27 protein-coding genes are annotated in these 26,444 nt (G+C 64.9%); 15 read left to right on the top strand and 12 right to left on the bottom strand.

What is annotated here, in order from left to right; translation table 11 throughout:
* Nucleotides 1-8 precede the first annotated feature (8 nt).
* The 4 genes from sdhA to AZ34_RS12370 form a co-directional block, all read right to left on the bottom strand.
* On the bottom strand, nt 9-1,817 hold the full coding sequence (sdhA, locus tag AZ34_RS12385; RefSeq protein ID WP_035608504.1) for a succinate dehydrogenase flavoprotein subunit: 1,809 nt from the start codon (nt 1,815-1,817) through the stop codon (nt 9-11).
* A gap of 3 nt (nt 1,818-1,820) precedes the next feature.
* Nucleotides 1,821-2,186 (bottom strand): succinate dehydrogenase, hydrophobic membrane anchor protein, encoded by a 366-nt coding sequence (gene sdhD / locus AZ34_RS12380; RefSeq protein WP_035608502.1) that lies wholly within the window; start codon nt 2,184-2,186, stop codon nt 1,821-1,823.
* A gap of 20 nt (nt 2,187-2,206) precedes the next feature.
* Nucleotides 2,207-2,650, bottom strand: a complete 444-nt coding sequence (gene sdhC, locus AZ34_RS12375; RefSeq protein ID WP_035608499.1) for a succinate dehydrogenase, cytochrome b556 subunit — start codon at nt 2,648-2,650, stop codon at nt 2,207-2,209.
* Between the two features lie 195 nt (nt 2,651-2,845).
* On the bottom strand, nt 2,846-3,610 hold the full coding sequence (locus tag AZ34_RS12370; RefSeq protein WP_155831883.1) for a GntR family transcriptional regulator: 765 nt from the start codon (nt 3,608-3,610) through the stop codon (nt 2,846-2,848).
* 294 nt (nt 3,611-3,904) lie between these two features.
* Here AZ34_RS12370 and AZ34_RS12365 point away from each other — a divergent pair, with 294 nt between their 5' ends.
* From AZ34_RS12365 to acnB, 3 genes are read left to right on the top strand one after another with little or no spacing between them, the layout of a single operon-like run.
* Complete coding sequence (locus AZ34_RS12365) at nt 3,905-4,891, top strand: malate dehydrogenase (RefSeq protein ID WP_035608493.1); 987 nt, start codon at nt 3,905-3,907, stop codon at nt 4,889-4,891.
* A 27-nt stretch (nt 4,892-4,918) separates the two neighbouring features.
* Nucleotides 4,919-5,911, top strand: coding sequence for an HpcH/HpaI aldolase/citrate lyase family protein (locus AZ34_RS12360; protein WP_035608490.1), 993 nt, complete (start codon nt 4,919-4,921; stop codon nt 5,909-5,911).
* Nucleotides 5,912-5,933: 22 nt separating this feature from the next.
* A complete protein-coding gene (gene acnB, locus AZ34_RS12355; RefSeq protein ID WP_035608488.1) occupies nt 5,934-8,528 on the top strand; it encodes a bifunctional aconitate hydratase 2/2-methylisocitrate dehydratase in 2,595 nt (864 codons plus the stop codon).
* Between the two features lie 154 nt (nt 8,529-8,682).
* On the opposite strand, the gene AZ34_RS12350 is transcribed toward acnB, so the two are convergent.
* Nucleotides 8,683-9,108: a hypothetical protein gene (locus AZ34_RS12350; RefSeq protein ID WP_155831806.1), complete on the bottom strand. Its 426-nt coding sequence runs from the start codon at nt 9,106-9,108 to the stop codon at nt 8,683-8,685.
* A 121-nt stretch (nt 9,109-9,229) separates the two neighbouring features.
* Nucleotides 9,230-11,080 carry a zinc-dependent metalloprotease family protein gene (locus tag AZ34_RS12345; RefSeq protein WP_081767198.1) on the bottom strand — a complete coding sequence of 617 codons (1,851 nt, stop codon included), beginning with the start codon at nt 11,078-11,080 and terminating at the stop codon, nt 9,230-9,232.
* 291 nt (nt 11,081-11,371) lie between these two features.
* Here AZ34_RS12345 and AZ34_RS12340 point away from each other — a divergent pair, with 291 nt between their 5' ends.
* The 4 genes from AZ34_RS12340 to AZ34_RS12325 all read left to right on the top strand — a co-directional run bounded on the left by AZ34_RS12340 (nt 11,372) and on the right by AZ34_RS12325 (nt 14,048).
* Nucleotides 11,372-11,740 carry a DMT family protein gene (locus tag AZ34_RS12340; RefSeq protein ID WP_035608484.1) on the top strand — a complete coding sequence of 123 codons (369 nt, stop codon included), beginning with the start codon at nt 11,372-11,374 and terminating at the stop codon, nt 11,738-11,740.
* A 98-nt stretch (nt 11,741-11,838) separates the two neighbouring features.
* Nucleotides 11,839-12,486, top strand: coding sequence for a DUF47 domain-containing protein (locus tag AZ34_RS12335; protein WP_035608482.1), 648 nt, complete (start codon nt 11,839-11,841; stop codon nt 12,484-12,486).
* Nucleotides 12,487-12,496: 10 nt separating this feature from the next.
* Nucleotides 12,497-13,519, top strand: coding sequence for an inorganic phosphate transporter (locus AZ34_RS12330; protein WP_035608479.1), 1,023 nt, complete (start codon nt 12,497-12,499; stop codon nt 13,517-13,519).
* A gap of 58 nt (nt 13,520-13,577) precedes the next feature.
* Nucleotides 13,578-14,048 carry a Crp/Fnr family transcriptional regulator gene (locus AZ34_RS12325; protein ID WP_035608474.1) on the top strand — a complete coding sequence of 157 codons (471 nt, stop codon included), beginning with the start codon at nt 13,578-13,580 and terminating at the stop codon, nt 14,046-14,048.
* Between the two features lie 83 nt (nt 14,049-14,131).
* On the opposite strand, the gene AZ34_RS12320 is transcribed toward AZ34_RS12325, so the two are convergent.
* Nucleotides 14,132-14,581, bottom strand: coding sequence for an NINE protein (locus AZ34_RS12320; protein ID WP_035608472.1), 450 nt, complete (start codon nt 14,579-14,581; stop codon nt 14,132-14,134).
* A gap of 196 nt (nt 14,582-14,777) precedes the next feature.
* Between AZ34_RS12320 and rpsP the strand changes: the two genes are divergently transcribed.
* From rpsP to ampE, 6 genes are all read left to right on the top strand, one after another.
* Complete coding sequence (rpsP, locus tag AZ34_RS12315; RefSeq protein ID WP_035608470.1) at nt 14,778-15,029, top strand: 30S ribosomal protein S16; 252 nt, start codon at nt 14,778-14,780, stop codon at nt 15,027-15,029.
* Between the two features lie 100 nt (nt 15,030-15,129).
* Nucleotides 15,130-15,711 carry a ribosome maturation factor RimM gene (gene rimM, locus AZ34_RS12310; protein ID WP_035608467.1) on the top strand — a complete coding sequence of 194 codons (582 nt, stop codon included), beginning with the start codon at nt 15,130-15,132 and terminating at the stop codon, nt 15,709-15,711.
* A 52-nt stretch (nt 15,712-15,763) separates the two neighbouring features.
* Nucleotides 15,764-16,546, top strand: coding sequence for a tRNA (guanosine(37)-N1)-methyltransferase TrmD (gene trmD / locus AZ34_RS12305; protein ID WP_035608465.1), 783 nt, complete (start codon nt 15,764-15,766; stop codon nt 16,544-16,546).
* Nucleotides 16,547-16,667: 121 nt separating this feature from the next.
* The gene (rplS, locus tag AZ34_RS12300; RefSeq protein WP_035608462.1) at nt 16,668-17,060 is read left to right on the top strand and encodes a 50S ribosomal protein L19; all 393 of its coding nucleotides are present in this window, start codon (nt 16,668-16,670) and stop codon (nt 17,058-17,060) included.
* A gap of 155 nt (nt 17,061-17,215) precedes the next feature.
* Nucleotides 17,216-17,935 (top strand): CoA pyrophosphatase, encoded by a 720-nt coding sequence (locus tag AZ34_RS12295; protein ID WP_035608460.1) that lies wholly within the window; start codon nt 17,216-17,218, stop codon nt 17,933-17,935.
* 71 nt (nt 17,936-18,006) lie between these two features.
* The gene (ampE, locus tag AZ34_RS12290; RefSeq protein WP_035611638.1) at nt 18,007-19,062 is read left to right on the top strand and encodes a regulatory signaling modulator protein AmpE; all 1,056 of its coding nucleotides are present in this window, start codon (nt 18,007-18,009) and stop codon (nt 19,060-19,062) included.
* A gap of 24 nt (nt 19,063-19,086) precedes the next feature.
* Here ampE and AZ34_RS12285 read toward each other — a convergent pair whose 3' ends face one another.
* From AZ34_RS12285 to AZ34_RS18385, 3 genes are read right to left on the bottom strand one after another with little or no spacing between them, the layout of a single operon-like run.
* Nucleotides 19,087-21,552, bottom strand: a complete 2,466-nt coding sequence (locus tag AZ34_RS12285; RefSeq protein ID WP_051509772.1) for an ATP-binding protein — start codon at nt 21,550-21,552, stop codon at nt 19,087-19,089.
* On the bottom strand, nt 21,549-22,370 hold the full coding sequence (locus AZ34_RS12280; RefSeq protein WP_035608457.1) for a DNA-binding response regulator: 822 nt from the start codon (nt 22,368-22,370) through the stop codon (nt 21,549-21,551). The genes AZ34_RS12285 and AZ34_RS12280 overlap by 4 nt, the downstream gene beginning before the upstream one ends.
* A 3-nt stretch (nt 22,371-22,373) precedes the next feature.
* On the bottom strand, nt 22,374-22,553 hold the full coding sequence (locus AZ34_RS18385; protein WP_155831805.1) for a hypothetical protein: 180 nt from the start codon (nt 22,551-22,553) through the stop codon (nt 22,374-22,376).
* Here AZ34_RS18385 and AZ34_RS12275 point away from each other — a divergent pair.
* A complete protein-coding gene (locus tag AZ34_RS12275) occupies nt 22,552-23,289 on the top strand; it encodes a hypothetical protein (RefSeq protein WP_155831804.1) in 738 nt (245 codons plus the stop codon). The genes AZ34_RS18385 and AZ34_RS12275 overlap by 2 nt on opposite strands.
* Nucleotides 23,290-23,323: 34 nt before the next feature.
* Here AZ34_RS12275 and rsgA read toward each other — a convergent pair whose 3' ends face one another.
* Nucleotides 23,324-24,352 (bottom strand): ribosome small subunit-dependent GTPase A, encoded by a 1,029-nt coding sequence (gene rsgA, locus AZ34_RS12270; RefSeq protein ID WP_035611634.1) that lies wholly within the window; start codon nt 24,350-24,352, stop codon nt 23,324-23,326.
* A gap of 17 nt (nt 24,353-24,369) precedes the next feature.
* Entirely contained in the window at nt 24,370-25,743 is a 1,374-nt protein-coding gene (locus tag AZ34_RS12265; protein ID WP_035608453.1) for a M48 family metallopeptidase, read from the bottom strand.
* Nucleotides 25,744-25,779: 36 nt separating this feature from the next.
* Between AZ34_RS12265 and orn the strand changes: the two genes are divergently transcribed.
* Nucleotides 25,780-26,367 carry an oligoribonuclease gene (orn, locus tag AZ34_RS12260; protein WP_051509771.1) on the top strand — a complete coding sequence of 196 codons (588 nt, stop codon included), beginning with the start codon at nt 25,780-25,782 and terminating at the stop codon, nt 26,365-26,367.
* Nucleotides 26,368-26,444: the final 77 nt, after the last annotated feature.

The raw sequence follows: 26,444 nt of genomic DNA, 5'->3' as shown, positions 1-26,444 counted from the left end.
CGTGCCGTTCAGAACGTGCGCACCTTGGGCGGCACGGATTCCACCGTCAGCGGCTTCAGGTTGACGGCCTTGTAGGTCAGGCTGTTGCTCGCGCTGTGCCACAGGGTGTGCTTCATCCAGTTGGCGTCGTCGCGGCCCAGCGGGGCCGTGGGGTGGTCGGCCGGGTGCTCGTAGTCCTTGACCGTGTGCGCGCCGCGGCATTCCTTGCGGGCAGCGGCGGAGATCATGGTGGCCTGGGCGCACTCGATCAGGTTCTCGACTTCCAGCGCCTCGATGCGCGCCATGTTGAAGACTTTGGAGGTGTCCTTCAAGCCGATGCCGCCCACGCGCTCGCGGATGGCGTTGATCTTGCGCACGCCTTCGTCCATGCTGGCCTGGGTGCGGAACACGCCCGCGTGCTGCTGCATCGCGGCGCGGATGTCGTTGGCCACGGTCTGGCTGTACTCGCCCTTGGGGTCGGAATCCAGGCGGTTCAGGCGTGCCAGCGATTTGTCGGCCGCGTCCTTGGGCAGTTCCTTGTGGGACTTGGTGCGCGAGGCGAACTCGACGATGTGGTTGCCCGCGGACTTGCCGAAGACCAGCAGATCCAGCAGGGAGTTGGTGCCCAGGCGGTTGGCGCCGTGCACCGACACGCAGGAGCATTCGCCCACGGCGTAGAGGCCGTTGACCACTTCGCGGTCGTTGCCGTTTTGCTGCACCACGACCTGGCCGTTGATGTTGGTCGGAATGCCGCCCATCTGGTAGTGGATGGTGGGCACGACGGGAATCGGCTCCTTGGTGATGTCCACGTTGGCGAAGTTCACGCCAATCTCGTACACCGAGGGCAGGCGCTTGTGGATGGTCTCGGCGCCCAGGTGGTCGAGCTTGAGCAGCACGTAGTCACCATTCGGGCCGCAGCCACGGCCCTCCTTGATTTCCTGGTCCATGGAGCGGGACACGAAGTCGCGCGGGGCCAGGTCCTTCAGCGTGGGGGCGTAGCGCTCCATGAAGCGCTCGCCCTTGTTGTTCAGCAGGATGGCGCCTTCGCCACGGCAGCCTTCGGTCAGCAGCACGCCCGCGCCAGCCACGCCGGTGGGGTGGAACTGCCAGAACTCCATGTCCTGCAGCGGAATGCCCGAGCGCGCCGCCATGCCCAGGCCGTCGCCGGTGTTGATGAAGGCGTTGGTGGAGGCGGCGAAGATGCGGCCCGCGCCGCCAGTGGCCAGCAGCACGGTCTTGGCCTGCAGGATGTGCAGGTCGCCGGTTTCCATCTCCAGCGCGGTCACGCCCACCACGTCGCCCTCGGCGTCGCGGATCAGGTCCAGCGCCATCCATTCGACGAAGAACTGGGTCTTGGCCGAGACGTTCTGCTGGTACAGGGTGTGCAGCATGGCGTGGCCGGTGCGGTCGGCCGCGGCGCAGGCGCGTTGCACGGGCTTCTCGCCGTAGTTGGCGGTGTGGCCACCAAAGGGGCGCTGGTAGATGGTGCCGTCCGGGTTGCGGTCGAAGGGCATGCCGAAGTGCTCCAGCTCGTACACGACCTTGGGCGCTTCACGGCACATGAATTCGATCGCGTCCTGGTCGCCGAGCCAGTCGGAACCCTTGACGGTGTCGTAGAAGTGGTAGTGCCAGTTGTCCTCGGACATGTTGCCCAGCGAGGCGCCGATGCCGCCTTGTGCGGCCACGGTGTGGCTGCGGGTGGGGAAGACCTTGGACAGCACGGCGACGTTCAGGCCGGCGCGCGCCAGTTGCAGCGAGGCGCGCATGCCAGAGCCGCCCGCGCCGACGATGACGACGTCGAACTTGCGTTTGGTGATGGACGAAGAGGTATAGGACATGACTCAGAGGCTCCAGAGGACTTGGAGGGCCCAGCCGGCGCAGCCAGCCAGCCAGACGATGGTGAACACCTGCAGCGACAGCCGCAGCCAGACGGGCTTGATGTAGTCCATCCAAATGTCGCGCATGCCGACCCAGACATGCCAGATCAGCGCGATGACGACGGCGAAGGTGACGACCTTCATCCATTGCGGCGCGAAGATGGCCGCCCAGCTTTCGTAGCCCAGCGGGCCGCTGGTGAACAGTACGCGCGCCAGCAGCAGCAGGGTGAACAGGGCCATGATGACGGCGGTGGCGCGCTGGACGATCCAGTCACGCACGCCGTAATGCGCGCCCACGACGAGGCGCTTGGAGCCGTAGTTGACGGACATGGTGTGTGCTCCTTCTTGACTCAGTACAGGCCGAACAGCTTGGCGCCCAGCACGATGGTCAGCCCGATGGACAGGACCAGTGTGACGACGGCGGACCGACGGCCGAATTCCTTGGTGACTGCGTGCGTGGCGTCCATCCAGAGATGGCGCAGGCCGGCGATGATGTGGTGCAGGTAGGCCCAGATCAGGCCCAGCGTGGCCAGCTTCACGAACCAGCCCGGCACGAAGCCGATGCCCGCGGTGAAGGCGGCCGCGAACTGTTCGTAGGACAACTCGGACGTGGTGGCGGTGTCGAACAGCCAGATGACGAAGGGCAACAGCAGGAACATCAGCGCGCCGCTGACGCGGTGCAGGATGGACACCCAGCCCGCCGCCGGCAGGCGGTAGGTGGGCAGGTCCTTGAGTGCATTGATGTTGCGGAACTCGGGCCGCTGGGCCCGGGAGGGAGTGGCAAGCTCGGACATGGTGTGTCTCTCTTGATGAAAAGAAAAATTCGCTCCGCGATGCACGGGTGGCGGCAAGGGGAGCGAGGTCGACGGATTCTAGGTCAAGGCAGCTCTACTCTGCATTCCCGACTGATTCATTTCGTGCGGGTGAGTACGTGATCCGTTTTGTGCATGGGGGTATCTCGTTGGGGGCTTTCTTGCGACGTGCCCGATTCAATTGAGCACATTGCGGTAGTGGTGCATGTCGGTCAGGTACAGGCCGCGGCGCAGTTCCATCGGGACATCGTTGTAGGTATAGGCGATGCGCTCCACGCTCAGCAGTGGCGTCGAACGGCTGATCTTGAGCAGCGCGCTCTGCGCCGCGTCCGGCAGCACCGCGCGGATTTTTTCCTCGGCGCGCACCATGCGCACGCCGAATTCGGTCTCGAACAGGGCGTACATGGGCCCCAGGTTGTCGCGCAGGCGCTCGGCCGTCAGGCCCTTGAAGGGCGCGCCGGGCAGCCACAGGTCTTCCAGGATGGTGGGGCGGCCCGAGAACGACAGCACCCGGCGTACCTGCAGCACGCCGTCACCCGCACGCAGCCCGAGCGCGCGCGCCACCTCGGCGCTGGCGCGCACCCGCTTGCAGTCGATGACGTGGCGCTCGGCGGGCGTGGCCTGGCGCGGCTCGCCCGCGTCGAAGTCGTCGGGCATCAGGCGCAGAAAGCGGTATTGCACCTGCTGCTCGGCATGCGTGGCGACGAAGGTGCCCTTGCCCTGGCGGCGCAGCAACAGGTTGTCGGCGGCCAATTCATCGATGGCCTTGCGCACCGTGCCCTGGCTGACGCGGTAGCGCGCGGCAAGGTCCAGTTCGCTGGGGATGGCTTCACCCGGTTTCCATTCCCCCGACTGCAGGCTTTGCAGGATCAAGCCCTTGATCTGCTGGTACAGCGGGCTGAACGCGGGCGCCGGCGCGGAGGCTGCCGGCGTCGTGGTCATGCCGTCCGCGGCGTCACCGGCGCTGGGGGGCGTTTGGGAGCTCATGGCAGTGGCAGGGCGGGTGGCGGGCAGGGGGGGTGGGTGGTCGCCCCGTAAACAGGCTTGCGGGGCGGACTTGAACGGTGCCTATCATATCTTATATAAGACATAAGACAAATTGAAACAGCGCTGTTTTCGGGCTACACTTCCAAATGCTTCCCAGCGGTGCCAAGCCTGCGTATTCGAGGCAGAGTCTCGCGACGCCACGGCTGTTTCCGCGTTCAACTTCTTCAACAAAATCCTGGAGTTCCTGCCATGAGCAAAAAGCCTGTTCGCGTCGCCGTCACCGGCGCTGCCGGTCAAATCGGTTACGCCCTGCTGTTCCGCATCGCCTCGGGCGAAATGCTGGGCAAGGACCAACCCGTCATCCTGCAACTGCTCGAAATCCCCGACGAGAAGGCCCAGAAGGCCCTCAAGGGTGTGATCATGGAACTGGAAGACTGCGCCTTCCCGCTGCTGGCCGGCGTGATCCCCACCGGTGACCCGCTGGTGGCCTTCAAGGACGCTGACTACGCCCTGCTCGTGGGCGCCCGTCCGCGTGGCCCGGGCATGGAGCGTGCCGACCTGCTGGCCGCCAACGCCCAGATCTTCACGGCCCAGGGCAAGGCCCTGGACCAGGTGGCGTCGCGCAACGTCAAGGTGCTGGTCGTGGGCAACCCCGCCAACACCAACGCCTACATCGCCATGAAGAGCGCGCCGAGCCTGCCGCGCGAGAACTTCACCGCCATGCTGCGCCTGGACCACAACCGTGCCGCCAGCCAGATCGCCGCCAAGACCGGTGGCAAGGTCGGCGAGATCGAGAAGCTGTGTGTCTGGGGCAACCATTCGCCCACCATGTACGCCGACTACCGCTTCGCCACCATCGGCGGCAAGAGCGTCAAGGACGCGATCAACGACCAGGTCTGGAACGAAACCGTCTTCCTGCCCACCGTCGGCAAGCGTGGCGCGGCCATCATCGAGGCGCGTGGTCTGTCGTCCGCCGCTTCGGCCGCCAATGCCGCCATCGACCACATGCGCGACTGGGCCCTGGGCTCCAACGGCAAGTGGGTCACCATGGGCGTGCCCTCCAACGGCGAATACGGCATCCCGAAGGACGTGATCTTCGGCTTCCCAGTCACGACCAAGGACGGCAAGTACGAAATCGTCAAGGGCCTGGAAATCGACGCCTTCAGCCAGAAGTGCATCGACAAGACCCTGGCCGAGCTGCAAGGTGAGCAGGACGGCGTCAAGCACCTGCTCTGACGCGCTCCCTGTCCATCACGGGCCTCCATGACGCATCCGCGAACCATCCTCCTCGGCGCTCAGGCCGCCACCGGTTTCCTGCCGGTGTGTGACCACTATTGCGGCGTCGAGGCGCGGATGCGCAAGAGCCTGGCCCTGCAGGCCGAACTGACCGAGGAATTCGGTGCCGTCGTTTTCGACGTGACGCTGGATTGCGAGGACGGTGCGCCCGTGGGCGGCGAAGCCGAGCACGCGGCCCTGGTGGCCGAACTGGCCTTGCAGGCCAGTGCGCAAGCCCGCGTCGCCGTGCGTGTACACGCCGTGGACCACCCGGCCTTCAAGTCCGATGTGAAGACCATCGTGGGCAAGGCGGCCCAGCAGCTGCGCCATGTGATGGTTCCCAAGGTGGAATCCGTCGCGGATGTGGAAAAAGCCGTCAAGGCGATCGACAAGGCCGGCGGCAAGCATCTGCCGCTGCATGTGTTGATCGAATCACCCGCCGCCGTCCACCACGCCTACAAGATCGCCGCGCACCCGCGCGTGCAGTCCCTCAGCTTTGGCCTGATGGACTTCGTGTCTGCCCATGGCGGCGCGATTCCCGACGCTGCCATGACGGTACAGGGCCAGTTCGAGCACCCCTTGGTGGTCCGCGCCAAGCTGGAAATCGCCGCCGCCTGCCATGCCCATGGCAAGACACCCGCGCACTGCGTCGTCACCGAATTCAAGAACGCCGAGGCCCTGGGCGTAGCCGCCCGCAAGGCCGCGCGGGAACTGGGCTACACGCGCATGTGGAGCATCCACCCGGACCAGATCCGTCCTATCCTCTTGGCCTTCGCGCCGGAGCAGCAGGACATCGAACGCGCCGCCACCCTCATCGAGGCGGCTGAAAAAGCGCAGTGGGCGCCCATCAGCCACCAAGGCGTTTTGCACGACCGCGCCAGCTACCGCTACTACTGGCAGGTGCTGGAGCGCGCGTTTCGCACTGGCAAACCCCTGCCCGCGAGCGTGTTAAGCCATTTCTCCCAATCAACCAGACCCTGAACTCATCTGACAGGAGCACACCATGTTGCAAGCCTACCGCGCCCATGTCGCTGAACGCGCCGCGCTCGGCATCCCGCCGCTGCCGCTGACCGCCAAGCAGGTGGCCGAACTGATCGAACTGATCAAGAACCCCCCGGCCGGCGAGGACGCCTTTTTGCTGGACCTGCTGACGCACCGCGTGCCTCCCGGCGTGGACGACGCGGCCAAGGTCAAGGCCAGCTTCCTGGCCGCCGTGGCCCATGGCGACATCAAGGTCGGCCTGATCTCCAAGGCCAAGGCCACTGAGTTGCTGGGCACCATGGTGGGTGGCTACAACGTGCACCCCCTGATCGAACTGCTGGACGATGCCGAAGTCGCTGGCGTTGCCGCCGAGGGCCTGAAGAAGACCCTGCTGATGTTCGACTACTTCAACGACGTCGCGGCCAAGGCCAAGGCGGGCAACGCCAAGGCCAAGGAAGTGATGCAAAGCTGGGCCGATGCCGAGTGGTTCACCTCGCGCCCCGAAGTGCCCAAGAAGATCACCATCACCGTCTTCAAGGTGCCGGGCGAGACCAACACCGATGACCTGTCGCCCGCGCCCGATGCCTGGAGCCGCCCGGACATTCCGCTGCACTACCTGGCCATGCTGAAGAACACGCGCCCGGACGCGGCCTTCAAGCCCGAGGAAGACGGCAAGCGCGGTCCGATGAAGTTCATCGACGACCTGAAGAAAAAGGGGCACCTGGTCGCCTACGTGGGCGATGTGGTGGGCACGGGTTCCAGCCGCAAGTCGGCCACCAACTCGGTGATCTGGGCCACGGGCCAGGACATCCCCTTCGTGCCCAACAAGCGTTTTGGCGGTGTCACGCTGGGCGGCAAGATTGCCCCGATCTTCTTCAACACGCAGGAAGATTCCGGCTCGCTGCCGATCGAAGTCGATGTGTCCAAGCTGGAAATGGGCGACGTCGTGGACGTGCTGCCGTACGACGGCAAGATCCTGAAGAACGGCCAGACCGTGGCCGAGTTCAAGCTCAAGAGCGACGTGCTGCTGGACGAAGTGCGTGCCGGTGGCCGCATCAACCTGATCATTGGCCGTGCGCTCACGTCCAAGGCGCGTGAATTCCTGGGCTTGCCCGCCTCGACCCTGTTCCGTCTGCCCCAGGCCCCCGTGGCTTCCAAGGCCGGCTTCACGCTGGCGCAGAAGATGGTCGGCCGCGCGGTCGGCCTGCCGGAAGGTCAGGGCGTGCGCCCGGGCACCTACTGCGAGCCCAAGATGACCACCGTCGGCTCGCAAGACACGACCGGCCCCATGACCCGCGACGAGCTGAAGGACCTTGCCTGCCTGGGTTTCAGCGCCGACATGGTGATGCAGTCCTTCTGCCACACGGCGGCCTACCCCAAGCCGGTGGACGTGAAGACCCACCGGGAACTGCCGGCCTTCATCAGCAACCGCGGCGGTGTGGCTCTGCGTCCGGGCGACGGCGTGATCCACTCCTGGCTCAACCGCCTGCTGCTGCCCGACACCGTGGGCACGGGCGGCGACAGCCACACGCGTTTCCCGATCGGTATTTCCTTCCCCGCGGGCTCGGGCCTGGTGGCCTTCGCGGCCGCCACGGGTGTGATGCCGCTGGACATGCCTGAATCGGTGCTGGTGCGCTTCAAGGGCCAGATGCAGCCGGGCGTGACCCTGCGTGACCTCGTGCACGCGATTCCGCTCTACGCCATCAAGGCCGGTCTGCTGACCGTGGCCAAGGCCGGCAAGAAGAACATCTTCTCGGGCCGCATCCTCGAAATCGAAGGCCTGCCGGACCTGAAGGTGGAACAGGCGTTTGAGCTGTCTGACGCCTCCGCCGAACGCTCGGCCGCTGGCTGCACGATCAAGCTGAACCCCGAGCCGATCAAGGAATACCTCACCAGCAATGTCGTGCTGATGAAGAACATGATCGCCGAGGGTTATGCCGACGCCAAGACCTTGCAGCGCCGCATCGAGAAGGTCGAAGCCTGGCTGACCAAGCCTGAGCTGCTCGAAGCCGACAAGGACGCCGAGTACGCGGCCGTGATCGAGATCGACATGAACGAGATCACAGAACCCATCGTCTGCTGCCCGAACGACCCGGACGATGCCAAGTTCCTGTCCGACGTGGCCGGCACCAAGATCGACGAAGCCTTCATCGGTTCGTGCATGACCAACATCGGCCATTTCCGCGCCGCGGCCAAGCTGCTGGGCGGCCAGCGCGACATTCCAGTCAAGCTCTGGGTCGCGCCGCCGACCAAGATGGACCAGAACGAGCTGATCAAGGAAGGCCACTACGCCGCCTTCGGCACGGCCGGTGCACGCACGGAAATGCCCGGCTGCTCGCTGTGCATGGGTAACCAGGCCCAGGTGCGTGAAGGTGCGACCGTCATTTCCACCTCCACCCGCAACTTCCCGAACCGCCTGGGCAAGAACACCAATGTGTTCCTGGGCTCGGCCGAGCTGTCCGCCATCGCCTCGCGCCTGGGCCGCCTGCCTACCAAGGAGGAATACCTGAAGGAAATGGGCATCATCGACGCCGACAAGGCCAGCGTCTACCGCTACATGAACTTCGACCAGATCGAGGAGTACAAGGAAGTGGCCGAGAAGGCTGCCGCCTGCTGATCCTGTGCTGCGCCCTCTCTCTGAGGCGGGCGCAGGCCCGTCTTCAGGGCCGTGCAGAATGAACAAAGGCCCCAGGGTGTTGCCCTGGGGCCTTTGTTTTTAGGTTTTTGTGGTTCTGGTTGTGGCTTTGCTTGCCGATGCGCTCTTGTGCCGTTTAGGGCAGTCGTTCCAGCATCAGATCGAGGTTGGGCACGTCTTCGGTCGCGATGCCGGGTCGGGTGACGGGCTCGTTCTGCTTCAGAACACGCACGCGCCAGCGTTGACCAGATTCTTCGAAGATCGCGGTGGAAGGCGTCACGGTGCCGGACACAGGCAGTTGTTCTCCGGCCGTGTTCTGGATTACCCACTGGCCCATGCTCTGACGCAGCAGGCGCGCCTGGCCGATCAGCCGCCGTCCCGAGCGTGCGTGTGTCAGCTCGATGCGGTCGGGCGGGGCGTCAGCGCTGCCACCCCAGGTGCGAACTACAGTGGGGCCTGAAGGGTGCTGGTCGTGCGTCACGCTGTCCGGCGGGGGCAGTGAGGTGCTGCTGGTTTCGGCGCTTGGGCTCGTCTGCAGGGTTCCACTGGGTCCAGTGGGCACGGCGGGCAAACTCCTGGGCTTGCCCTGGACAGGGACTGCGGGCGGGTTCGCGACGCAGCCTGCGGTTAGGCTGAGCAGCAGTGCAAGCAGCAGCAGGGGCCGTTGGGCCTCGTGAGTTTGCTTATTTGCCATTGCGTAGCCGTTCGAAGAAGAGTATGGACGGCGGAGTTTCATGGGCAATGGGCTGCTTGTCGGCCGTGATCGGGTTAGCAACCATGGATTTGGTCGATTTGATGATGCTCACGCCTGAGTTGCTGTTGTAGCTCCGCGCGAAGGGGAGTTGGAGATTGCCCCAGTCATTGTGGTCGGTCAACGTTGTGTTGACACTATCCCAAGTCGGGTTCAGATTCCATATTACGTTGGAGTTCGAACTGCCGTTGAGATTCCAGTCGGCGAAGGCGGTACCCCCGGTGCTACCACGACCGACGTTAGCTGACTCTTGCAGACTGGCTTCATTCAAGGCGGTGCCACTGCCATCCGAGAAGTCCATGATGAACTGCGTGGGGGCGTCGCAGGGTGAATTGGGTAGCGAGCACGGCGAGTCGTCAGTGCCATCAATGGTGCCATCGCCCTCTTCCAAGCGCCAACGTAGGTACGCGTCCGGGCCCATAGGGTTGTTGTCCAGGCCATTGAGCTGGTAGAGGTAGTTCATCACGCTCCAGTAGTTGGGCTTGTAGTTGGTGTCCTCATTGCCGCCGTGTTTGAGGCCCAGGTTATGCCCCAGCTCATGCATGATGGTCGAAGCCTGCGTATTGATCAGATAGTTGAGCTTCGCAGTTGGTGTTGTATCGAGATCCCACGCCCCCATTGACACGATGAGGTCATTGCCGACCAGCTCTGCCAAGCCCGAGGAGCCAGCAGTGCCGTCGTTCTTTTGCGAGTTGGCAAGCAGTAGGTAGTGGAAAACCGCGCGACGGCGCAGGTCCATGTACTGGGCTTTGTAGTCGTAGAGACTGCGACGGTTACTTGTATTCCCGTCACATGTATCTTGGTCGAAGGTCACGCACTTCTCGTAGGCCACGACGCTGCTGCCCTGGCCGAGGTTGAAATCCGTGGTCGAGAAGTTGGCGTTGAAGAACGTTCCCACGTCAAAGTGCACTTTGATGTTCTTGGCTGCGAAGGCATCAACCACTTTTTGCAGCGCTTCTTGGCGCGGAATTCCCCCTGGATTGGCGCCGGTCATGTGGTCCACTTCAATGAAGATGTCCTTTTGGCTCGTGCGTGCGCCCATGGTGTAGAGGTCCAGGCCCCCGAAGGTGCCGCCGGACACTTCGGCTGTGTCCGGAATGCCATCGCCATCGGCGTCGGCGCTGTCGCCCATGTCGTTGCGGCCCGCCGGGGTGGCCCAGCTGACACTGGTCCAGTCGCTGGCGCTATCACTGTCCGTGCTGATCGGGTGGCGGCGCACCAAGGATTTGCCGTAGTCGCTCGCCGTGTTGGGCAAAGACGAGGCCGAAGAGCCTATCCATTGGCTGCTGGTCGTCGGGGTTTGGCTGGAAGAGCCAAAACGAACAAAGTCCACGGTGCTGCTGTTCTTCAGGAGTTCGATGAAACCACTGGAAGTCCAGAAGGGCACACGGGTGCCGAAACGGACACGGGCCATCTGGGTACCGCGTTGCACCGAATTGTTGACGTTGCCTGAAATCAGCACATATTCACCGGCCGGCACGAAATAGCTGGGCAGCGTGAAGGTGTAAGCCGTGATGGACCCGCCAGAAGAAGAGTTGATGCTGGTGGACCGCAACTGGTAGCCGGAGAGGCTGATGGCTGAGGCCGTGGGGTTGTAGACCTCGAACCAGCAATCAATGTTGTAGTAGTAGCAGCTGCCTACCTCAGAGATCACGAGGTCCGTCGGCGTTCGTGCGGTGGCTTCACCACCCCCACCCCCACCCCCACCGCCTCCACCGCCGCCGCCGCCTCCACCACCACCGCAGGCCACCACCAGGGCAGCACTCGATGCGAGCAGGGGCAAGACCAGCGCGCGCCTTAATTGCGTGAGACGTGCAAGGCAGGAGCGGTATGAAAAAGGGAGGAGGAGATGCGAAGTCCGAAAAAACGGCCTTGTCGGGCAGGCGTGCGGGGCATGTGCAGGTCTGTGAGCGATGGAGGGTAGGGCGATCTCCATGGGCTTGGCATTCGGCCGGCGGCGCATGGAGGACATCAATGTCTGATGTCCGGGGTATTCTATGAACCGCTCTCATTAATGAATGCTGAATGAACATTCCATGCAGATGCAAATTGTTTCAGCTTGTAAGAACCTCGCATGCCACTCCTCCAATCCATCCCCCTGTCCCTCCAGACCGTGCTGCTGCTGATCGCCAGCAATGTCTTCATGACCTTCGCCTGGTACGGCCACCTCAAAAACCTGGCCACAGCGCCCTGGTACACGGCGGCGTTCGTGAGCTGGGGTATCGCCCTGGCGGAGTACCTGCTGCAGGTGCCGGCCAACCGCATCGGTTTCCAGCAGGCCGGTTTCACCCTTGGGCAGCTCAAGATCATGCAGGAGGTGATCACGCTCGCCGTGTTCGTGCCTTTCGCCATGTTCTACATGCGCGAGCCCTTCAAGCTGGACTACCTCTGGGCGGCCCTGTGCATGGTGGGGGCGGTGTATTTCATATTCCGCAGCGCCTGAGCCCGGCCCGGGCCGGCCTTGCGTGGTGCGGTGCGGTGCCTGCGGCGCAGCGCCGGTTAAACTCGACGTTTTCATCAATTCGTCACAAAAAAGTCACCATGCTGTTTGGAAAACTGATGCCGCGCGACGGCAATTTCTTCGTGAAGTTCAATCAGCATGCGGAGCGCATCGTGGAGGCGGCCCAGGCCTTCGCGCAGCTGGTGGCGAACTATGGCGACGCGCAACTGCGCGAGCAGTACAACCGTGAGGTGGACGAGGCCGAGCACGCGGCCGACCGCATCACGCAGGACGTGAACCGCGCCCTGCACCAGACCTTCATCACGCCCATCGACCGCGAGCAGATCCACACGCTGATCAACACCATGGACGACGTGGCCGATCTGCTGCAGGACGCGGCCGAGACCATGGCGCTGTACGACGTACGTGAGATGACCGACGAGATCGTGCGCCTGACCGAGCTGTGCGTGAAGTGCTGCGAGCGGGTGAAGGATGCGGTGTCGCTGCTGGGCAGCATCGGTGAAGCCAAGACGGCGGAAGCCGCGCTCAAGACCTGCGAGGAGATCGACAAGCTCGAATCCGACGCCGACCGCGTGATGCGCAACGCCATGAGCAAACTCTTCCGTGAGCAGCCCGATGTGCGCGAGATCATCAAGCTCAAGGCCATCTACGAACTGCTGGAAACCGTGACCGACCGCTGCGAGGACGTGGCCAACGTGATCGAGGGCATCGTCCTCGAGAACGCCTGAGGTTCCCGACATGGAGAACCTCACGCATGTGACGCAGGCGGCCCTGTGGCTGATTGTCATGCTGGTGGCCTTGGCCCTGGTGTTCGACTTCATGAACGGCTTTCACGACGCGGCCAATTCCATCGCCACCGTCGTGTCCACCGGCGTGCTGCGGCCCGGTCAGGCGGTGCTGTTCGCGGCCTTCTTCAATGTCGCGGCGATCTTCGTCTTCCACCTCAGCGTGGCGGCCACCGTGGGCAAGGGCATCGTGCAGCCGGGTGTGGTGGACACGAATGTGATCTTCGGGGCGCTCGCGGGCGCGATCACCTGGAACCTCATCACCTGGTATTACGGCATCCCCAGCAGTTCCTCGCACGCGCTGATCGGTGGCATCGTGGGCGCGGTGATCGGCAAGTCCGGCACCGATGCCCTGCTGGCCAGCGGCATCCTCAAGACCGTGCTGTTCATCTTTGTCTCGCCCATGCTGGGTTTCCTGCTGGGTTCGCTGATGATGTTGCTTGTGGCCTGGTTGTTCCGGCGCACCTCGCCCGCGCGGGTGGATGGCTGGTTCCGTCGCCTGCAGCTGGTTTCGGCCGGGGCCTACAGCCTGGGGCATGGCGGCAATGACGCGCAGAAGACCATCGGCATCATCTGGATGCTGCTGATCGCCACCGGCTACACCGCCGCCAGCGAGGCCGCGCCGCCGGGCTGGGTGGTGGTGTCCTGCTACCTGGCCATTGGCCTGGGCACCATGTTCGGCGGCTGGCGCATCGTCAAGACCATGGGCCAGAAGATCACCAAGCTCAAGCCCGTGGGCGGTTTCTGCGCCGAGACCGGCGGGGCCTTCACCCTGTTCTTCGCCACGGCCCTGGGGGTACCGGTGTCGACCACGCACACCATCACGGGCGCCATCGTGGGCGTGGGTTCCGCCCAGCGGGCCAGCGCGGTGCGCTGGGGCGTGGCGGGCAACATCGTCTGGGCCTGGATCTTCACCATCCCGGCCAGTGCCTTTGTGGCCATCGTGGCCTACTGGATCAGCCTAGGCTTGTTCTGATTCTGTTCGTCCTATACATTTGCGGCCACCCACCACCCGCCGCAAGGAAGGACGAACCATGGCAACGCCCGTTGACCTGCTTCAGAACGTCTCGCTCTTCAAGGACCTGTCGGCCGCCGAGCTGCAGACCATCAACGGCATCGCGCAGGTTCAGACCTACGCCGCAGGCGACCAGGTTTTCGCGGAGGGCGACCCGGCGGACGCCCTGTACGTGATCAAGTTCGGTTCGGTGCGCATCAGTCACAGCGCGCGCGACAACGAGGTGGACATCGCGCAGCTGGGCTCGGGCTCGCATTTCGGCGAGATGTCCTTCGTGGACGGTGAACCCCGTTCGGCCACAGTCGAGGTGCTGGAAAAAAGCGAGCTGGTGCGCATTGGCTTTTCGGAGCTGAAAGCCCTGTTCGACAAGCAGCCGGCCATCGCGGTCAAGGCCTACCAGTCGCTGGCCCATTTCCTGTGCCGGCGCCTGCGCGTGACCACGACCGACCTGTCCTTCGCGCGCGAGCGCAAGAGTGGCCGGCATTCCTGAGTGCACGGCCGCCGCCTGTTCATGGCTGCGTGGCGGCGAGGCGGGGTTTGCATGAGGCTGCCATCAACGGCGCCGCCCCATCTTCACTGCGAGATCTTCTGGGCCTCTTCGATCTGGTACTCGAAATAACGCTGGAAGCTGTAGGCGATGGACGACATCAGCGCCGTTGCGCCGACCAGCAGTGAGCACACCACCGCGCCGACGGTCAACCAGCGGGTCTGGCCCGCGCTGTCGTCCGGCGCCACCTGCGGGTTGTGCCGGGCGTTCCATTTTTCGGGTGTGGTCAGGCCATAGACGATGGCCGTCAGCGCGCAGGCCGCGATGCTGAAGCCGAACAGGGGCGTGAGCACCCAGCTCCAACCATCGTCCACGCCAAAGTTCAGCGCTCGCTGGATGCCGTACAGACCCAAAGCCGTCGGGATGGGCATGAACCAGCCCAGGGTGTCTGACCAGCCGTGCAGGTAGAACCGGTGCAGGCCCAGGGGGCCGCCGAGGAAGGCCAGCCAGGCCGCCAGCGTCTTGTTTTTTCTCATGGGGCCGGATTGTGCCGCAGGGCGCGCGGGCGGTGACTAGGCGTGGGTGGCGATAGGGCTATAATTGAAGGCTTTCCGATGTGTCGCTGGCCGGGTGGTCAGTTGCGTGTCTCAAACGTCGGGAGAAACCGGGTCTGTGCGTCGTATCTAGCGTGCAGGCCAAATCGATTCCCCTTTCGAGGGACAAGGACAAACCATGGTCGTGATTCGACTCTCCCGCGGTGGCGCCAAGTCGCGCCCCTTCTTCAACATCGTCGTGGCCGACAAACGCAACCGTCGCGACGGCAAGTTCATCGAGCGCATCGGTTTCTACAACCCGATCGCGACCGAGAAGGAAGAAAGCATCCGTCTTGCGCAAGACCGCCTGAGCTATTGGCAAGGTGTGGGCGCGCAGGCCTCGCCCACCGTGGAGCGCCTGATCAAGCAGGCCGCCAAGAAGGCCGCCTGAGCCTCTGGACCGCTTCAGTCCGCCAGGCCAGATTCCGGCGTCGGGTGCCCGCTTCAGTGGGGGCATGGACATCGGGTCGGTCCGGCGGTCAGTGCAGCCCATGACCACTGCCAAGCCCTTGCTCGCGCTGGAGCCCGCCGAACTGCCGGCGGACGCCATCGAGGTCGGTCGCATCCTGGATGCTTGGGGCATCAAGGGCTGGTTCAAGGTCCTGCCGTACAGCGCCTCGCCCGAGGCGCTTTTTACTTCCAAGCGCTGGTATCTGCTGCCGTCCGAGAAGGGTGCCAAGACCTTCGAAGGCGTGGTACGACTGGCCATCAAGGAAGCCAAGGAACATTCCGACGCGGTGGTCGCCACCGCGCATGAGGTGGACGACCGTTCGACCGCCGAGGCCTTACGCGGCGCGCGCATTTTCGTGGCTCGTTCCAGCTTTCCCACGCCTGACAAGGACGAGTACTACTGGGTCGACCTACTCGGCCTGGAGGTTTACAACCGCGAAGGCGTGCATCTGGGCCAAGTGCGTGACCTTCAATCCACCGGGCCGCAGACCGTGCTGATCATCGCCTGGACCGGGCCTGATGGCAAGGCGGCCGAGCGCATGATTCCCTTTGTGTCCGCCTATGTGGACGGCGTCGATCTGGCCGCGCGCCGCATCGCGGTCGACTGGCAGCCTGACTATTGAGTGGCCAGGGCCTGGAGGTCCTGGCACCGCCGAGCCGTGACGAGGGAGTTCCATGCGTTTCGATGTCCTGACCCTGTTTCCCGAGCTGTTCGCGCCGCTGCTGACCAGCGGCATCACCCGTCGTGCCTACAGCGCGAACGGCGAGGGCGGTGCCATCGACGTGCAACTGCACAACCCCCGCGACCAGGCCCAGGGCAACTACCGTCGTGTTGACGACCGCCCCTTTGGTGGCGGCCCGGGCATGGTCATGATGGCGGAGCCGCTGGCCCGTTGCCTGGCCGCCGCGCAGGCGGCCCGCGTGGCCGCGGCCCGTGCGCCTGGGCCGGTGCTGCTGTTCTCGCCCCTGGGGCGGACCTTGAATCACGCTCAGGTGGAACGTTGGGCGGCCAGTGAGGGCGCGGTGCTGGTCTGCGGTCGTTACGAAGGGCTGGACCAGCGCTTCATCGACACCCATGTGGACGAGCAAATCAGCCTGGGGGATTTCGTGCTGTCAGGGGGCGAGATCGCGGCCATGGCCTTGCTGGACGCGGTGGCGCGCCTGCAACCGGGTGTGCTGGGCGACGCCGAGAGCCATGCGCAAGACAGCTTCAACCCGGCGCTCGATGGTCTGCTGGACTGCCCACACTACACCCGACCCGAAAAATGGGGCCCTTCGGGCCAGGAACGGGGTGTGCCCGAGGTGCTGCTGTCGGGTGACCACGCCCGCATCGCGCGTTGGCGGCGTGAGCAACGCCTGGCACTGACGGCCCGCCTGCGCCCCGATCTGTTGGCGCAGGCTCGCCAGGCGGGGCGGCTGTCGCGCCAGGACGAGGCCTTTCTGTCCAGCCTGCTATAATCGCGGGCTGTCCTGATCCTCTGTCCGGCCGCTGTTTTTGCGGGGTTTGTCGCCCCAGTTGGCGACAACGCGTGAAAACGGCCTTTAGTGCAGCGCGGACACGATCGCAGTGAGGAAACCCATGAACCTGATCCAGACCCTCGAGCAAGAGGAAATCGCCCGTCTGACCGAAAAGTCGGGCAAGACCATCCCCGCTTTCGCGCCTGGCGACACCGTGATCGTCAGCGTCAACGTGGTGGAAGGTACCCGCAAGCGCGCCCAGGCCTATGAAGGCGTGGTGATCGCCAAGCGCAACCGCGGCCTGAACAGCGCCTTCACCGTGCGCAAGATCTCCAGCGGCGAAGGCGTGGAACGTACCTTCCAGACCTACAGCCCGCTGATCGCCAGCATCGAAGTCAAGCGCCGTGGCGACGTGCGTCGCGCCAAGCTGTACTACCTGCGTCAGCGCAGCGGCAAGTCGGCACGCATCAAGGAAAAGCTGGCTTTCAAGACCACGGAAGCTGCGGCGGAGTAAAGACTGCCCGGCCGCGTTAAACCGGCCGATTCCAAAAAAAACCGCCCTCGTGCTTGCCCGCAGGGCGGTTTTTCTTTGGGGCGATCTATTCCGGCTCACGCCAGGTCAGCCCGCATCTGATCTACTCGGCAGGCCCAGTTTGAGGTTGCGTCCCGATGAGCGCGTCCGATCCCACTCCGCTGTCCAGGATTCCGAATTTTGATCCACGCGCGGTGCCCGTGCGCGGCGTGGACCGCCATTTGCCGCCTGTGCCGGCCGAGCGCCTGACCCCCGAGGCGCTGCGGCGGCGCTTCCTCGCGCCGCCGGCCTGGCAACCCGAGGTGCGCGCCGAACCGCGTTTTGTCGAGCGCCAGCCCGCGTCGGCCGCAGTGCTGGTGCCCCTGGTGATGCGGCCCGAACCCACGCTGCTGCTGACCCAGCGCACGGCGCAGATGCGCAACCATTCGGCGCAGATTGCCTTTCCCGGCGGGCGGGTGGACGCGATGGATGCAGACGCGGCGGATGCCGCCTTGCGCGAGGCGCAGGAGGAAGTGGGGCTGGCGCGTGACCAGATCGAGGTGCTGGGCACGCTGCCGACGTACACCACGGGCACGGCCTTCGTGATCACGCCGGTCGTGGCCCTGGTGCGGCCGGGCTACACACTCAAGACCAACCCGGTCGAGGTGGCCGATGCCTTTGAAGTCCCGCTGGCCTTTCTGCTGAATCCGGCCCACCATCGACGGCATGCGCTTGAGTTCGAGGGCGTGGCGCGCGAGTGGTTTTCCATGCCCTGGCCCGATGCCGAGGAGGCGGTGGCCCAGGGCCTCACGGAGCGCTTCATCTGGGGCGCGACGGCGGGCATGTTGCGCAACTTTTACCGTTTCATGGTGGCCTGAGGGGCCTTTTCCGCGCCCGATTCGGTCAGGGGTATGCGACGCCGCGCGATGGCCTCGTTATCATCATGGGCATGAGCTTTTTTTCCCTCTTGCTGGCGTTGCTGATTGAGCAGGCGCGTCCATTGGGACGCGGCAACATCGTGCATGCGCGTGTGCGCGCCTGGCTGCGCTGGGTGGTGCGCAAGTTCGACATCGGCCGTTCGCCCTGGCTGGCCTGGGGCATCGCCGTGCTGGTGCCTGCCATCGCGGTGGGGGGCGTCTACCTTTGGTTGGACAGTACCCTGGGCTGGTTTGGGGGGCTGCTGGCCCTGGCCTGGAACGTCTGGATTCTCTACATCACCCTCGGCTTTCGGCAGTTCAGCTTCCATTTCAGCGCGATCCGGGACGCGCTGGAGACCGGTGACGAGCAGCGTGCCCGTCGCTTGCTGGCCGAGTGGCAGCAGATCGACGCCAGCGAGTTGCCCCCGCGCGAGATCATCCGGCATGTGCTGGAGTTCTCCGTGGTGGCCGCACATCGCCATGTGCTGGGCGTGCTCAGCTGGTTCCTCTTTCTGTCCTTGCTGGGACTGGGTCCGGCGGGTGCCGTGGTCTACCGGCTCAGCGAGTTGATCACCCGCTACTGGCCGCATGTCTCGCGCAAGCAGGCGCCCTGGGTCAGTGAGGCCGTGCTGTCCACCGCCGCTCGCGTCTGGAGCTGGGTGGACTGGCTGCCCGCGCGCATCACCGCCTTCGGCTTCGCGGTGGTCGGGCGCTTTGAGGACGCGGTGGATGCCTGGCGTCGCCACGAGGAATTCAAGCGCATGCAGCAGCGCGAGGCTCAGGACGTGGGGCAAGCCCCCGGCGCGAAGGCCAGGCTGGAGCTGCTGGCCGGCGTGCGGCCTGGCGAGCAATTGGGCGTCAACGCCCGCGCGCAAGACAATGACCATCTGATCATCGCCACCCTGGCGGGTGCGCTCAACGTGCGCCTGGGGCTGTCCGAGGCATCCCGCGCCCGTTTGGGCGAGGGGGTCGATTGGCAGGAACCGCAGCTGGCCCACCTGCGCAGCAGCGTCGGCCTGATCTGGCGCGCAGTGGTGTTCTGGATGCTGTTGCTTGCAATGATGACCGTGGGGCGTTGGCTGGCCTGAGCCCCGTCTGCTCAGGTCGGTACGTCACGGGCCAGGGGCAGGGGTGTTTTGCGCCAAGCTGTCGATCTGGCGCAGCAGGTCGCCGCTGGTCGCGGGCTTGACCAGCATCGCATCAAAGCGCAGATCGGCCGGGCTATCCAGTGGGGGCAGGGGGGGCGCGGCCGAATACAGCACCACGGGCAGTTGGGGGCGCAGGGCGCGTACCTGTGCCAGCAGTTGCCAGCCGTCCATGCGCGGCATCATCTGGTCTGTCAGCAGCAGGCCGTAGTCTTGTGCCTGCAGCAGCTGCAGGGCCTCCAGGCCGTCCGATGCCGTGGTGACTTCAAAGCCATAACCGCCTAGCAGGTCGGCGAGCTCGTCGCGGTTGGTGCGCAGGTCGTCCGCGACGAGGATACGGCGCCCCTGGCCCTCCACCGACGCAGCATGGCTTTCGACGAAGACCTTCTGGATGTCGCTCTCGTCGGCCAGGGCCAGGTCCAGCACGAAGCTGAAGCGGCTGCCTTGGCCAGGCGTGGATTCCAGCTCCAAGCCCGTGCCCATGCCGTCGAGCAACTGACGCACGATGGTCAGGCCCAGGCCCACCCCGTCCACGCCTTGCGCGTTGGCGCCGCGTCCGAAGGGCTGCATCACCTTGTCGCGCTCGCTTTCGGCGATGCCCTGACCCGTGTCGCTGACCGAGAAGCGCAGGCGCGTGCGACCGCCGCGCGGTTCTTGCGCGCTGCCCGCCAAGGCTTCGACCCGCAGGCGGATGGTGCCCTGGGTCGTGAACTTGGCTGCGTTGCCCAGCAGGTTCAGCAGTACCTGGCGCAGATGCCGGAAGTCGGCCCGCACGGCCAGCGGCAGGTCGACCGGGATGGTGGTCTCGAAGTGGTTGTGCTGGCGCTGGGCGAGCAGGCGGCCTTCCTGTTCCAGCTCATGCAGCAAGGCGTAGAGGTAACCGGGTTCGGTGTGGATCTCCGGGCCTTTCAGATCCTGGCGCGCGAACTCCAGCAGCTCGTCGATCAACTCCATCTGACGACGCGCGCTGCGCTCGATGTGCCGCGTGGTCTGGGCTTCGAGCGTGGTGGCCGATTGTGTGATGTTGATGATGCCCGCCAGCGGCGAGCGCAGGTCGTGGCTGATGCGCGCCAGCAGGTTGCGTCGGGCGTCCAAAGCTTCCCGCAACTGGCCGGTGCGCTGCGCCACGGCGGTTTCGAGTCGTTCCACTTCGCCGCGGCGCTGGCTGTCCAGCGCGGCCTGGGCGCGTTGCTCGCGACGGCGACTGCCCAGCACTTCCAGCACCATGGTAGCGGCCAGCCAGACCGCGCCATTCAGGGTGCCCGAGAGGTTCTGGGTGTAGGAGGATTGCCAGACGAGGCTGCCCAGCAGTTCCAGCGCGGGAGGGAACTGTGGCGCCCAGGGCACGCTCTTGTCGAGATGAAAGACGTATTGCGATAGCAGCTGCACGGCCATGATGTGCATGCCCAACCAGGCCATGAACTGGTGGCGGTGGCCATGAACGAGCACGGCCACGAATGCCACGATCACCCACAAGCCGATGCTGGTCAGTGAGGGCGCCGCGTACCAGCCAAAGATGCGCGTGACGATGTAGAACGCCACCAGCGCCCCGATCATCAGAGTCCAGATGCGTGGCAGGCGGCCCAGCCCATACAGCTGCCGCACATAAATCATGAAACCCGTGATGCCAATCACCCCCGTGATCGCCGCGCAAGCCTCGGTGTAGGGCAGCAGGGCAGGGAAATAGAACAGGTAGCCGTTGGCAATGCAGACGAAGAGCGCGTTGAAGAAGGCGCCGACCGACAAGGCCAGCAGCATGCTGGAGCGCAAGATCCAGCCGACGGTCAGGCCCACGGCCACCACCAGCAGCACGATGCCCTGCGACAGGCCGTCGATGATGTGCGTCGTTTGCTGCGTTTGCAGCCAGGCCGCGTCGGAATAGAGCTGAGGGTTGAGCAGCAGCACGCTGTGGGTGCTGGAGACACGGGCCAGCACGCGCACCGTTTCACCGGCTTGCAGGTCGAGCAGGAACACCGGTTGGCGCTGCGCCACGGTCCAGGTCCGCAGCGGATACGCACCGCCAGAGCGTTGGCTGTGCCATTGCCCGTCCGCGCGCAGCACATGCACTTGCTGGTCCTCGACGCTGGGCTTGGCCAAGTTCAACCAGCGCCGGCAGGGCTGCTGGCCCGGGTTGCCCAGATCCAGCGTCAGCCAGACAGCGGCCTGGGTGTAACGGGGCAGTGCCTGCGGGTTCAGCGCAGTGAAGGCGGTCACCGGCAGGCGCGCAATGTCCTCGGCGGTGAGCTGGCCTGTGCGGTCCACGAAAACCTGCACCAAGCCGCCCAGCATCTGCTGCTCCTGGGCGCAGGCCGGCACCGGGGCTGGGGACTGCTGCGCGGCGGCCGCGAAGCAGGTGCTCAGCAAGACCAGGGGCAGGCCCAGCCGCAATCCCAGTCGCAGGCAGGTTGCAGCCAGCCGCTGGCGCCTGGTCATGCCGGCTTGTCCTTGTTGCGTGCCTGCAGCCGGTAGTCGCTGGGCGTCATGGATTGTTGCTCGCGGAAGGCGGTCGAGAAATTGGCCGCGCTTTGGTAACCGGTCAGCTCGGCAATGTCCTGGATTTCCAGGTCGCTGTTCACCAGCAGGTCTTTGGCCTTCTGCAACCGCAGCTGGCGCGCGAAGGCGAAAACCGTGCTGCCCGCGCGCTGGCGAAACACCTGGGACAGGCGTTTGTCATGGGTGCCGACGGCAGCGGCGATCTCGGTCAGGCCGGGCAGGTCGGCCAGGTGCGTTTCGATGAAGCGCATGGCCGCGCGCAGCAGGGCCTCGTCCGCATCGGTGGGTGAGCTCACCTCGGGTTCTGGCGGGGCCGACGTCTGGGCTTGTGGTGCGGATGCCGGTGGTTTGCCGCGCCGTGCCAGCTGCAGATGGATACGGATGCGCGCCAGCATCTCCTGCGGCTCAAAGGGCTTGGTCACATAGTCCACGCCGCCTTGCGTCAGTCCGGCCAGGCGTTGGTCGGCCTGGTGCTGGGCAGACAGGAAGATGACCGGGATGTCCTGAGTCTCTGGCGCGGCGCGCAGCCGTCGCAGCAAGGCCATGCCGTCCATGCCCGGCATGGAGATGTCCAGCACGATCAGATCGGGTTGCAGCGCGAGGGCGCGCAGATGGCCGCGGTGGGGTTCCGCCGCCAGAGACACCTGCCAGCCCTGCTGCCGGATCAGGCTCACCAGAGCGCGCAAGGCTTCGGGTTCATCGTCGATCAGCAGGATATGGGGCTGATCCGGGGGCGAGGCGGGTGCGGCGACGGACATGGTTCAAATGAGAGTGATTCGCCAGCAATTCAGGGGCAAATCATCGGATGTAGCCGGATGTAAATGTAACAACTGCCGGATTTCCTTTGCGGCAAAAGCAAAGTCCGCTGCGCCAAAGATGCCTTTCGCCTTGGCAGGCGATCCTTCGTCCATCGGTTTGTCCCTTGGAGAGATGAGCATCATGCTGCAGAACCTGCGTACCCTGTCCTACCAGCAACAATTTGACGACCTGGCGCTGGCCGCCAAGTGCTACCACCTCGAGGGTGGCGAGCTCGAGGCGCTGCTCCTGCAAGGTCTGGCCCAGGCCCACCTCGGCCAGCACGCGGAGGCCCGCAAGCTGCTGGACCCGGTGCTGGCGCGGCGTCACGAACTGAGTTTCGAGGCCCAGGCCGATCTGGGCGCGGCGCTGCTGCAACTGGGCGAAACCGCGCAGGCCGACCTGCTGTTGCGCGCGGCGGCACGCCAGATGCCTCAGCAGGTACCGCAACAGGCTTATGCGCAGGCGAACCTGGCTTGGCTGGCGGAGCAAAAAGGCCGCGCCGAAGAGGCGCTGGAAGGCTATCGACAGGCTTTTGCTCAGATGCCGGGCCTGGTGATGGTGTGGTCCAGCCTGGTGCGCCTGCTGTTGGACATGCGCCTGGCGGGTGAGGCGCAGGAGGTGCTGGAGCATGCCCAGGCTGCGTTTCTGGAAGCGCAGTCCCAGCTCGATGAGACGGTTGCCTTGCAGCAAAAGGCCAGCCTGGATCTGCTGCAGTGGGAAATCTGGTGCGCCACCGGGCAATACACGGCGGCTGAGAGCTGGCTGAGTGACCGTGTGGCCGATCTGGACGAGGCCGATGTCTTTCGCGAGACCCTGATCCGATCGCGCCAGGCAGGCGCCTTGCAGCACATGCCCGCGCGCAGCGCGAGCCTGCACTGAGCGGCGATGGGCGCCGCAGCCAGTGGGGCGGCGCTCAGTACCGGGGCGGCATGGACAGTTCGGCATGCAGTTCACGGTAGATACGATAGCGGCTGGATGTGACAGGCGGATCAGCCCCAGTCAGGTCCATGGGGGCTTCGGGCTCGGGGCGGGGACCAGTGGCGGGCTCGCCAGTCGGTTCGACGGCCGCGATGACGGCGCAGCCCGGTTCATGCAGGTGGGTGCAGTTGTAGAAGCGGCAGCTGTCGGCGTACACCCGCAGGTCGGGCATCAGTCTGGCCAGTTGCGCGGCTTCGATGTGGTGCAGGCCGAATTCCTGAAATCCTGGTGAATCGATCAGCGCCGTGCGCGCCATGACGTCGTTCGCCTGTGGGTCTTGCACCCAGTACCAGCGTGTGTGGGTCGTGGTGTGCTTGCCGCTGTTGAGCGCGCTCGAAATCTCGCCTGTCTGGGCCTGCGCCCCGGGTGCGAACAGATTGATCAAGGTGCTCTTGCCCGCGCCCGAGGGGCCGAGCACCAGCGTGGCTCGGCCTCGCAAATGCTGACGCAGGGCCAGCACGCTGTCCTGCGTGGCCCCGCTCTTCAGGTTCAGGGGCAGCACGGTGTAGCCCATGCGCCTATAGGCGGCCAGCCGTGCCCAGGCGCGGGCATGCGCGGTGCTCAGGTCGCTCTTGTTCAGCGCGATCAGTGGCGGGATGCCTGCTGCTTCTGCGGCGATCAGGGCCCGTGCCAGCTGGCTTTCGGAAAACTCCGGCTCGGCTGCGATCAGGATCAGCACTTGGTCGATGTTGGCCGCGAAACTCTTGCTGCGCAACTCGTCCTGACGGTGGAACAGATTGCGGCGAGGTTCGATGGCCTCGATGCTGCCTTCGTCGCCGGTCGGAAGCCAGCGCACGCGGTCGCCCACCACGGCATCGTTCTTCTTGCCGCGCGGGTGGCAGATCAGGCGTCGGCCATCGGGGCCTTCCGGGCTTTCGACCAGCAGATGCCGGCCATGGCTGGCCACCACCAGACCTGATGCCAGCGCCTGCGCAGCCGTGGCAGCGCGGCCCGGCCCTCGAATGGCCTTGTCGCCGCCGCTCAAGCCGCGCCTTGTGCGTGCATGTCCAAGCCCAGCCGCGCCAGCCGTTGGCTGGCGGGCGGGTGGGAGTAATAAAAGGCCACGTAGAGCGGGTCGGGCGTCAGCGTGGCGGCGTTGTCTTCATAGAGTTTGAGCAGAGCGCTGGCCAGGTCGGCGCGCTCTGCCTGCCGTGCGGCATAGGCGTCGGCCTCGAACTCATGCTGGCGCGAACCGCGCGCCATCAGGGGCGTGATGAAAAAGCTGAACACCGGCGCGACCAGGAGGAAGAGCAGCAGGGCCAGGGCGTCGTTCGACGCACCCAGCGCGGACGCGAAACCCTGAGCGACCTCCGCAGGCAGCGAGGACAGGGCCGCCCCCAGGGCCGGCGCCAGCATTGTCAGGCTGGGCGTGACGCCCAGGCCGGTGTAGAACCAGGCCTGCTGGGCCAACCAGCCCAGCAGGGCAAAACCAGCCAGACTCATGGTGAACATCATCACGATGCGCTTGAGGATGTGCTTGTGCTTGAAATGGCCCAGTTCATGGGCCAGCACGGCGTCCACCTCGCCGGGGCTGAGCTTGTTGAGCAAGGTGTCGAAGAACACCACGCGCTTGGCCCTGCCGAAGCCGGTGAAGTAGGCGTTGGCGTGCGCGCTGCGGCGGCTACCGTCCATCACGTAAAGCCCTTGGGCCTGGAAACCGCAGCGCTGCATCAGCGCCGTCACGCGCTCCTTCAGCGACGCGTCTTCCAGGGGCTGAAATTTGTTGAACAGCGGTGCGATGAAGGTCGGGTAGATCCACAGCAGCAGCAGGTTGAAGCCCATCCAGGCGCACCAGGCCCAGAGCCACCACAGCGCGCCGGTGGTGCCCATGAACCAGAGCACCAGCGCGGCGATGGGCAGGCCGATGGCCGCGCCCAGCACGCTGCCCTTGACGAGGTCGCTCAGCCAGAGCTTGAAGCTCATCTTGTTGAAGCCGAAGCGCTGTTCGATCACGAAGGTCTGGTACAGCGAGAAGGGCAGTTCGATCAGCCCGCCCACCACGACAAAGGCGGTGATCAGCGCGAGCTGCTGTCCCATGCCCGCCCCCATCCATCCGAGCAGCGCCTGGTTCAGTGCGTCCAACCCGCCCAGCAAAGTCCAGCCCAGCAGCACCGCGCTGGAGAAAGCGCTTTCCAGCAGACCGAAGCGCAACTTGGTCACGTTGTAGTCGGCGGCCTTCTGGTGCGCGGCAAGGCTGATGGCGCCGGCATAAGCGGCGGGAACGGTGCCCCGGTGGTGGGCGATGTGCCGGATCTGCCGCGCGGCAAGCCAGAATTTGGTCAACAGGCCCAGCAGCAGTGCCGTGGCGAACAGCAGGGTCAGGGCAAAGGACGGAGAGAAGGTGGAGGCATCCATGGCCGCGAAGTTTAGGGGATCGGGGACAATACGGGCATGAGTGACGCCGTGCATGCCCCGAATTCCCCTGAGACTTTGAAGAAATCAGACCAGAACCTGGTCTGGATCGACTGCGAGATGACGGGGCTGGACCCCGAGAAGGAACGGCTGATCGAAATCGCCGTCATCGTCACCGGGCCGAACCTGGAACCGCGCATTGAGGGGCCGGTGCTGGTGATCCACCAGAGCGACGAGATCCTGGACAAGATGGACGCATGGAACAAGGGCACCCACGGCCGTAGCGGGCTGATCGACAAGGTGAAGGCGTCCACGCTGACCGAGCAGGAGGCCGAGGAGCAACTGCTCGCCTTCATCAAGCAATACGTGCCCAGGAGCGGCACACCCATGTGCGGTAACACCATCAGCCAGGACCGCCGTTTCCTGGTGAAGTACATGCCCAAGCTGGAAGCTTGGTTCCACTACCGCAACCTGGACGTGAGCACCTTGAAGGAGCTGGCCAAGCGCTGGCGGCCCGAGGTCTACAGTGCCTTCAAGAAGGCCCAGAAGCACACGGCCTTGGCCGACGTGCACGAGTCCATCGACGAACTCACGCACTACCGCACCCATTTCCTGAAGCTGGTCTGAAGGGCCGCGCCAGCACCAACCCGCAAGACGTGCGATAATCCGCCTTGCGCCGTCTTTTCGAGGGCGCTGACGCACAT

This window comes from Hylemonella gracilis str. Niagara R, from assembly GCF_000600295.1.
In the GTDB taxonomy this organism is placed as follows: Bacteria; Pseudomonadota; Gammaproteobacteria; order Burkholderiales; family Burkholderiaceae_C; genus Hylemonella; species Hylemonella gracilis_A.
Note: the sequence above shows the minus strand (reverse complement) of the source record. Positions and strands in the feature narration are given on the sequence as shown.

Coding starts and splice junctions, on each gene's coding strand:
- AZ34_RS12275 (WP_155831804.1), top strand. CDS start 22,552: ATGCTGCAGAACCTGCGTACCCTGTCCTACCAGCAACAATTTGACGAC.
- AZ34_RS18385 (WP_155831805.1), bottom strand. CDS start 22,553: ATGATGCTCATCTCTCCAAGGGACAAACCGATGGACGAAGGATCGCCT.
- AZ34_RS12280 (WP_035608457.1), bottom strand. CDS start 22,370: ATGTCCGTCGCCGCACCCGCCTCGCCCCCGGATCAGCCCCATATCCTG.
- AZ34_RS12370 (WP_155831883.1), bottom strand. CDS start 3,610: ATGACCACGACGCCGGCAGCCTCCGCGCCGGCGCCCGCGTTCAGCCCG.
- acnB (WP_035608488.1), top strand. CDS start 5,934: ATGTTGCAAGCCTACCGCGCCCATGTCGCTGAACGCGCCGCGCTCGGC.
- AZ34_RS12340 (WP_035608484.1), top strand. CDS start 11,372: ATGCCACTCCTCCAATCCATCCCCCTGTCCCTCCAGACCGTGCTGCTG.
- ampE (WP_035611638.1), top strand. CDS start 18,007: ATGAGCTTTTTTTCCCTCTTGCTGGCGTTGCTGATTGAGCAGGCGCGT.
- orn (WP_051509771.1), top strand. CDS start 25,780: ATGAGTGACGCCGTGCATGCCCCGAATTCCCCTGAGACTTTGAAGAAA.
- sdhD (WP_035608502.1), bottom strand. CDS start 2,186: ATGTCCGTCAACTACGGCTCCAAGCGCCTCGTCGTGGGCGCGCATTAC.
- AZ34_RS12330 (WP_035608479.1), top strand. CDS start 12,497: ATGGAGAACCTCACGCATGTGACGCAGGCGGCCCTGTGGCTGATTGTC.
- AZ34_RS12320 (WP_035608472.1), bottom strand. CDS start 14,581: ATGAGAAAAAACAAGACGCTGGCGGCCTGGCTGGCCTTCCTCGGCGGC.
- trmD (WP_035608465.1), top strand. CDS start 15,764: ATGCGTTTCGATGTCCTGACCCTGTTTCCCGAGCTGTTCGCGCCGCTG.
- rpsP (WP_035608470.1), top strand. CDS start 14,778: ATGGTCGTGATTCGACTCTCCCGCGGTGGCGCCAAGTCGCGCCCCTTC.
- sdhC (WP_035608499.1), bottom strand. CDS start 2,650: ATGTCCGAGCTTGCCACTCCCTCCCGGGCCCAGCGGCCCGAGTTCCGC.
- AZ34_RS12360 (WP_035608490.1), top strand. CDS start 4,919: ATGACGCATCCGCGAACCATCCTCCTCGGCGCTCAGGCCGCCACCGGT.
- sdhA (WP_035608504.1), bottom strand. CDS start 1,817: ATGTCCTATACCTCTTCGTCCATCACCAAACGCAAGTTCGACGTCGTC.
- AZ34_RS12285 (WP_051509772.1), bottom strand. CDS start 21,552: ATGACCAGGCGCCAGCGGCTGGCTGCAACCTGCCTGCGACTGGGATTG.
- rplS (WP_035608462.1), top strand. CDS start 16,668: ATGAACCTGATCCAGACCCTCGAGCAAGAGGAAATCGCCCGTCTGACC.
- AZ34_RS12295 (WP_035608460.1), top strand. CDS start 17,216: ATGAGCGCGTCCGATCCCACTCCGCTGTCCAGGATTCCGAATTTTGAT.
- AZ34_RS12265 (WP_035608453.1), bottom strand. CDS start 25,743: ATGGATGCCTCCACCTTCTCTCCGTCCTTTGCCCTGACCCTGCTGTTC.
- AZ34_RS12365 (WP_035608493.1), top strand. CDS start 3,905: ATGAGCAAAAAGCCTGTTCGCGTCGCCGTCACCGGCGCTGCCGGTCAA.
- AZ34_RS12335 (WP_035608482.1), top strand. CDS start 11,839: ATGCTGTTTGGAAAACTGATGCCGCGCGACGGCAATTTCTTCGTGAAG.
- rimM (WP_035608467.1), top strand. CDS start 15,130: ATGACCACTGCCAAGCCCTTGCTCGCGCTGGAGCCCGCCGAACTGCCG.
- AZ34_RS12325 (WP_035608474.1), top strand. CDS start 13,578: ATGGCAACGCCCGTTGACCTGCTTCAGAACGTCTCGCTCTTCAAGGAC.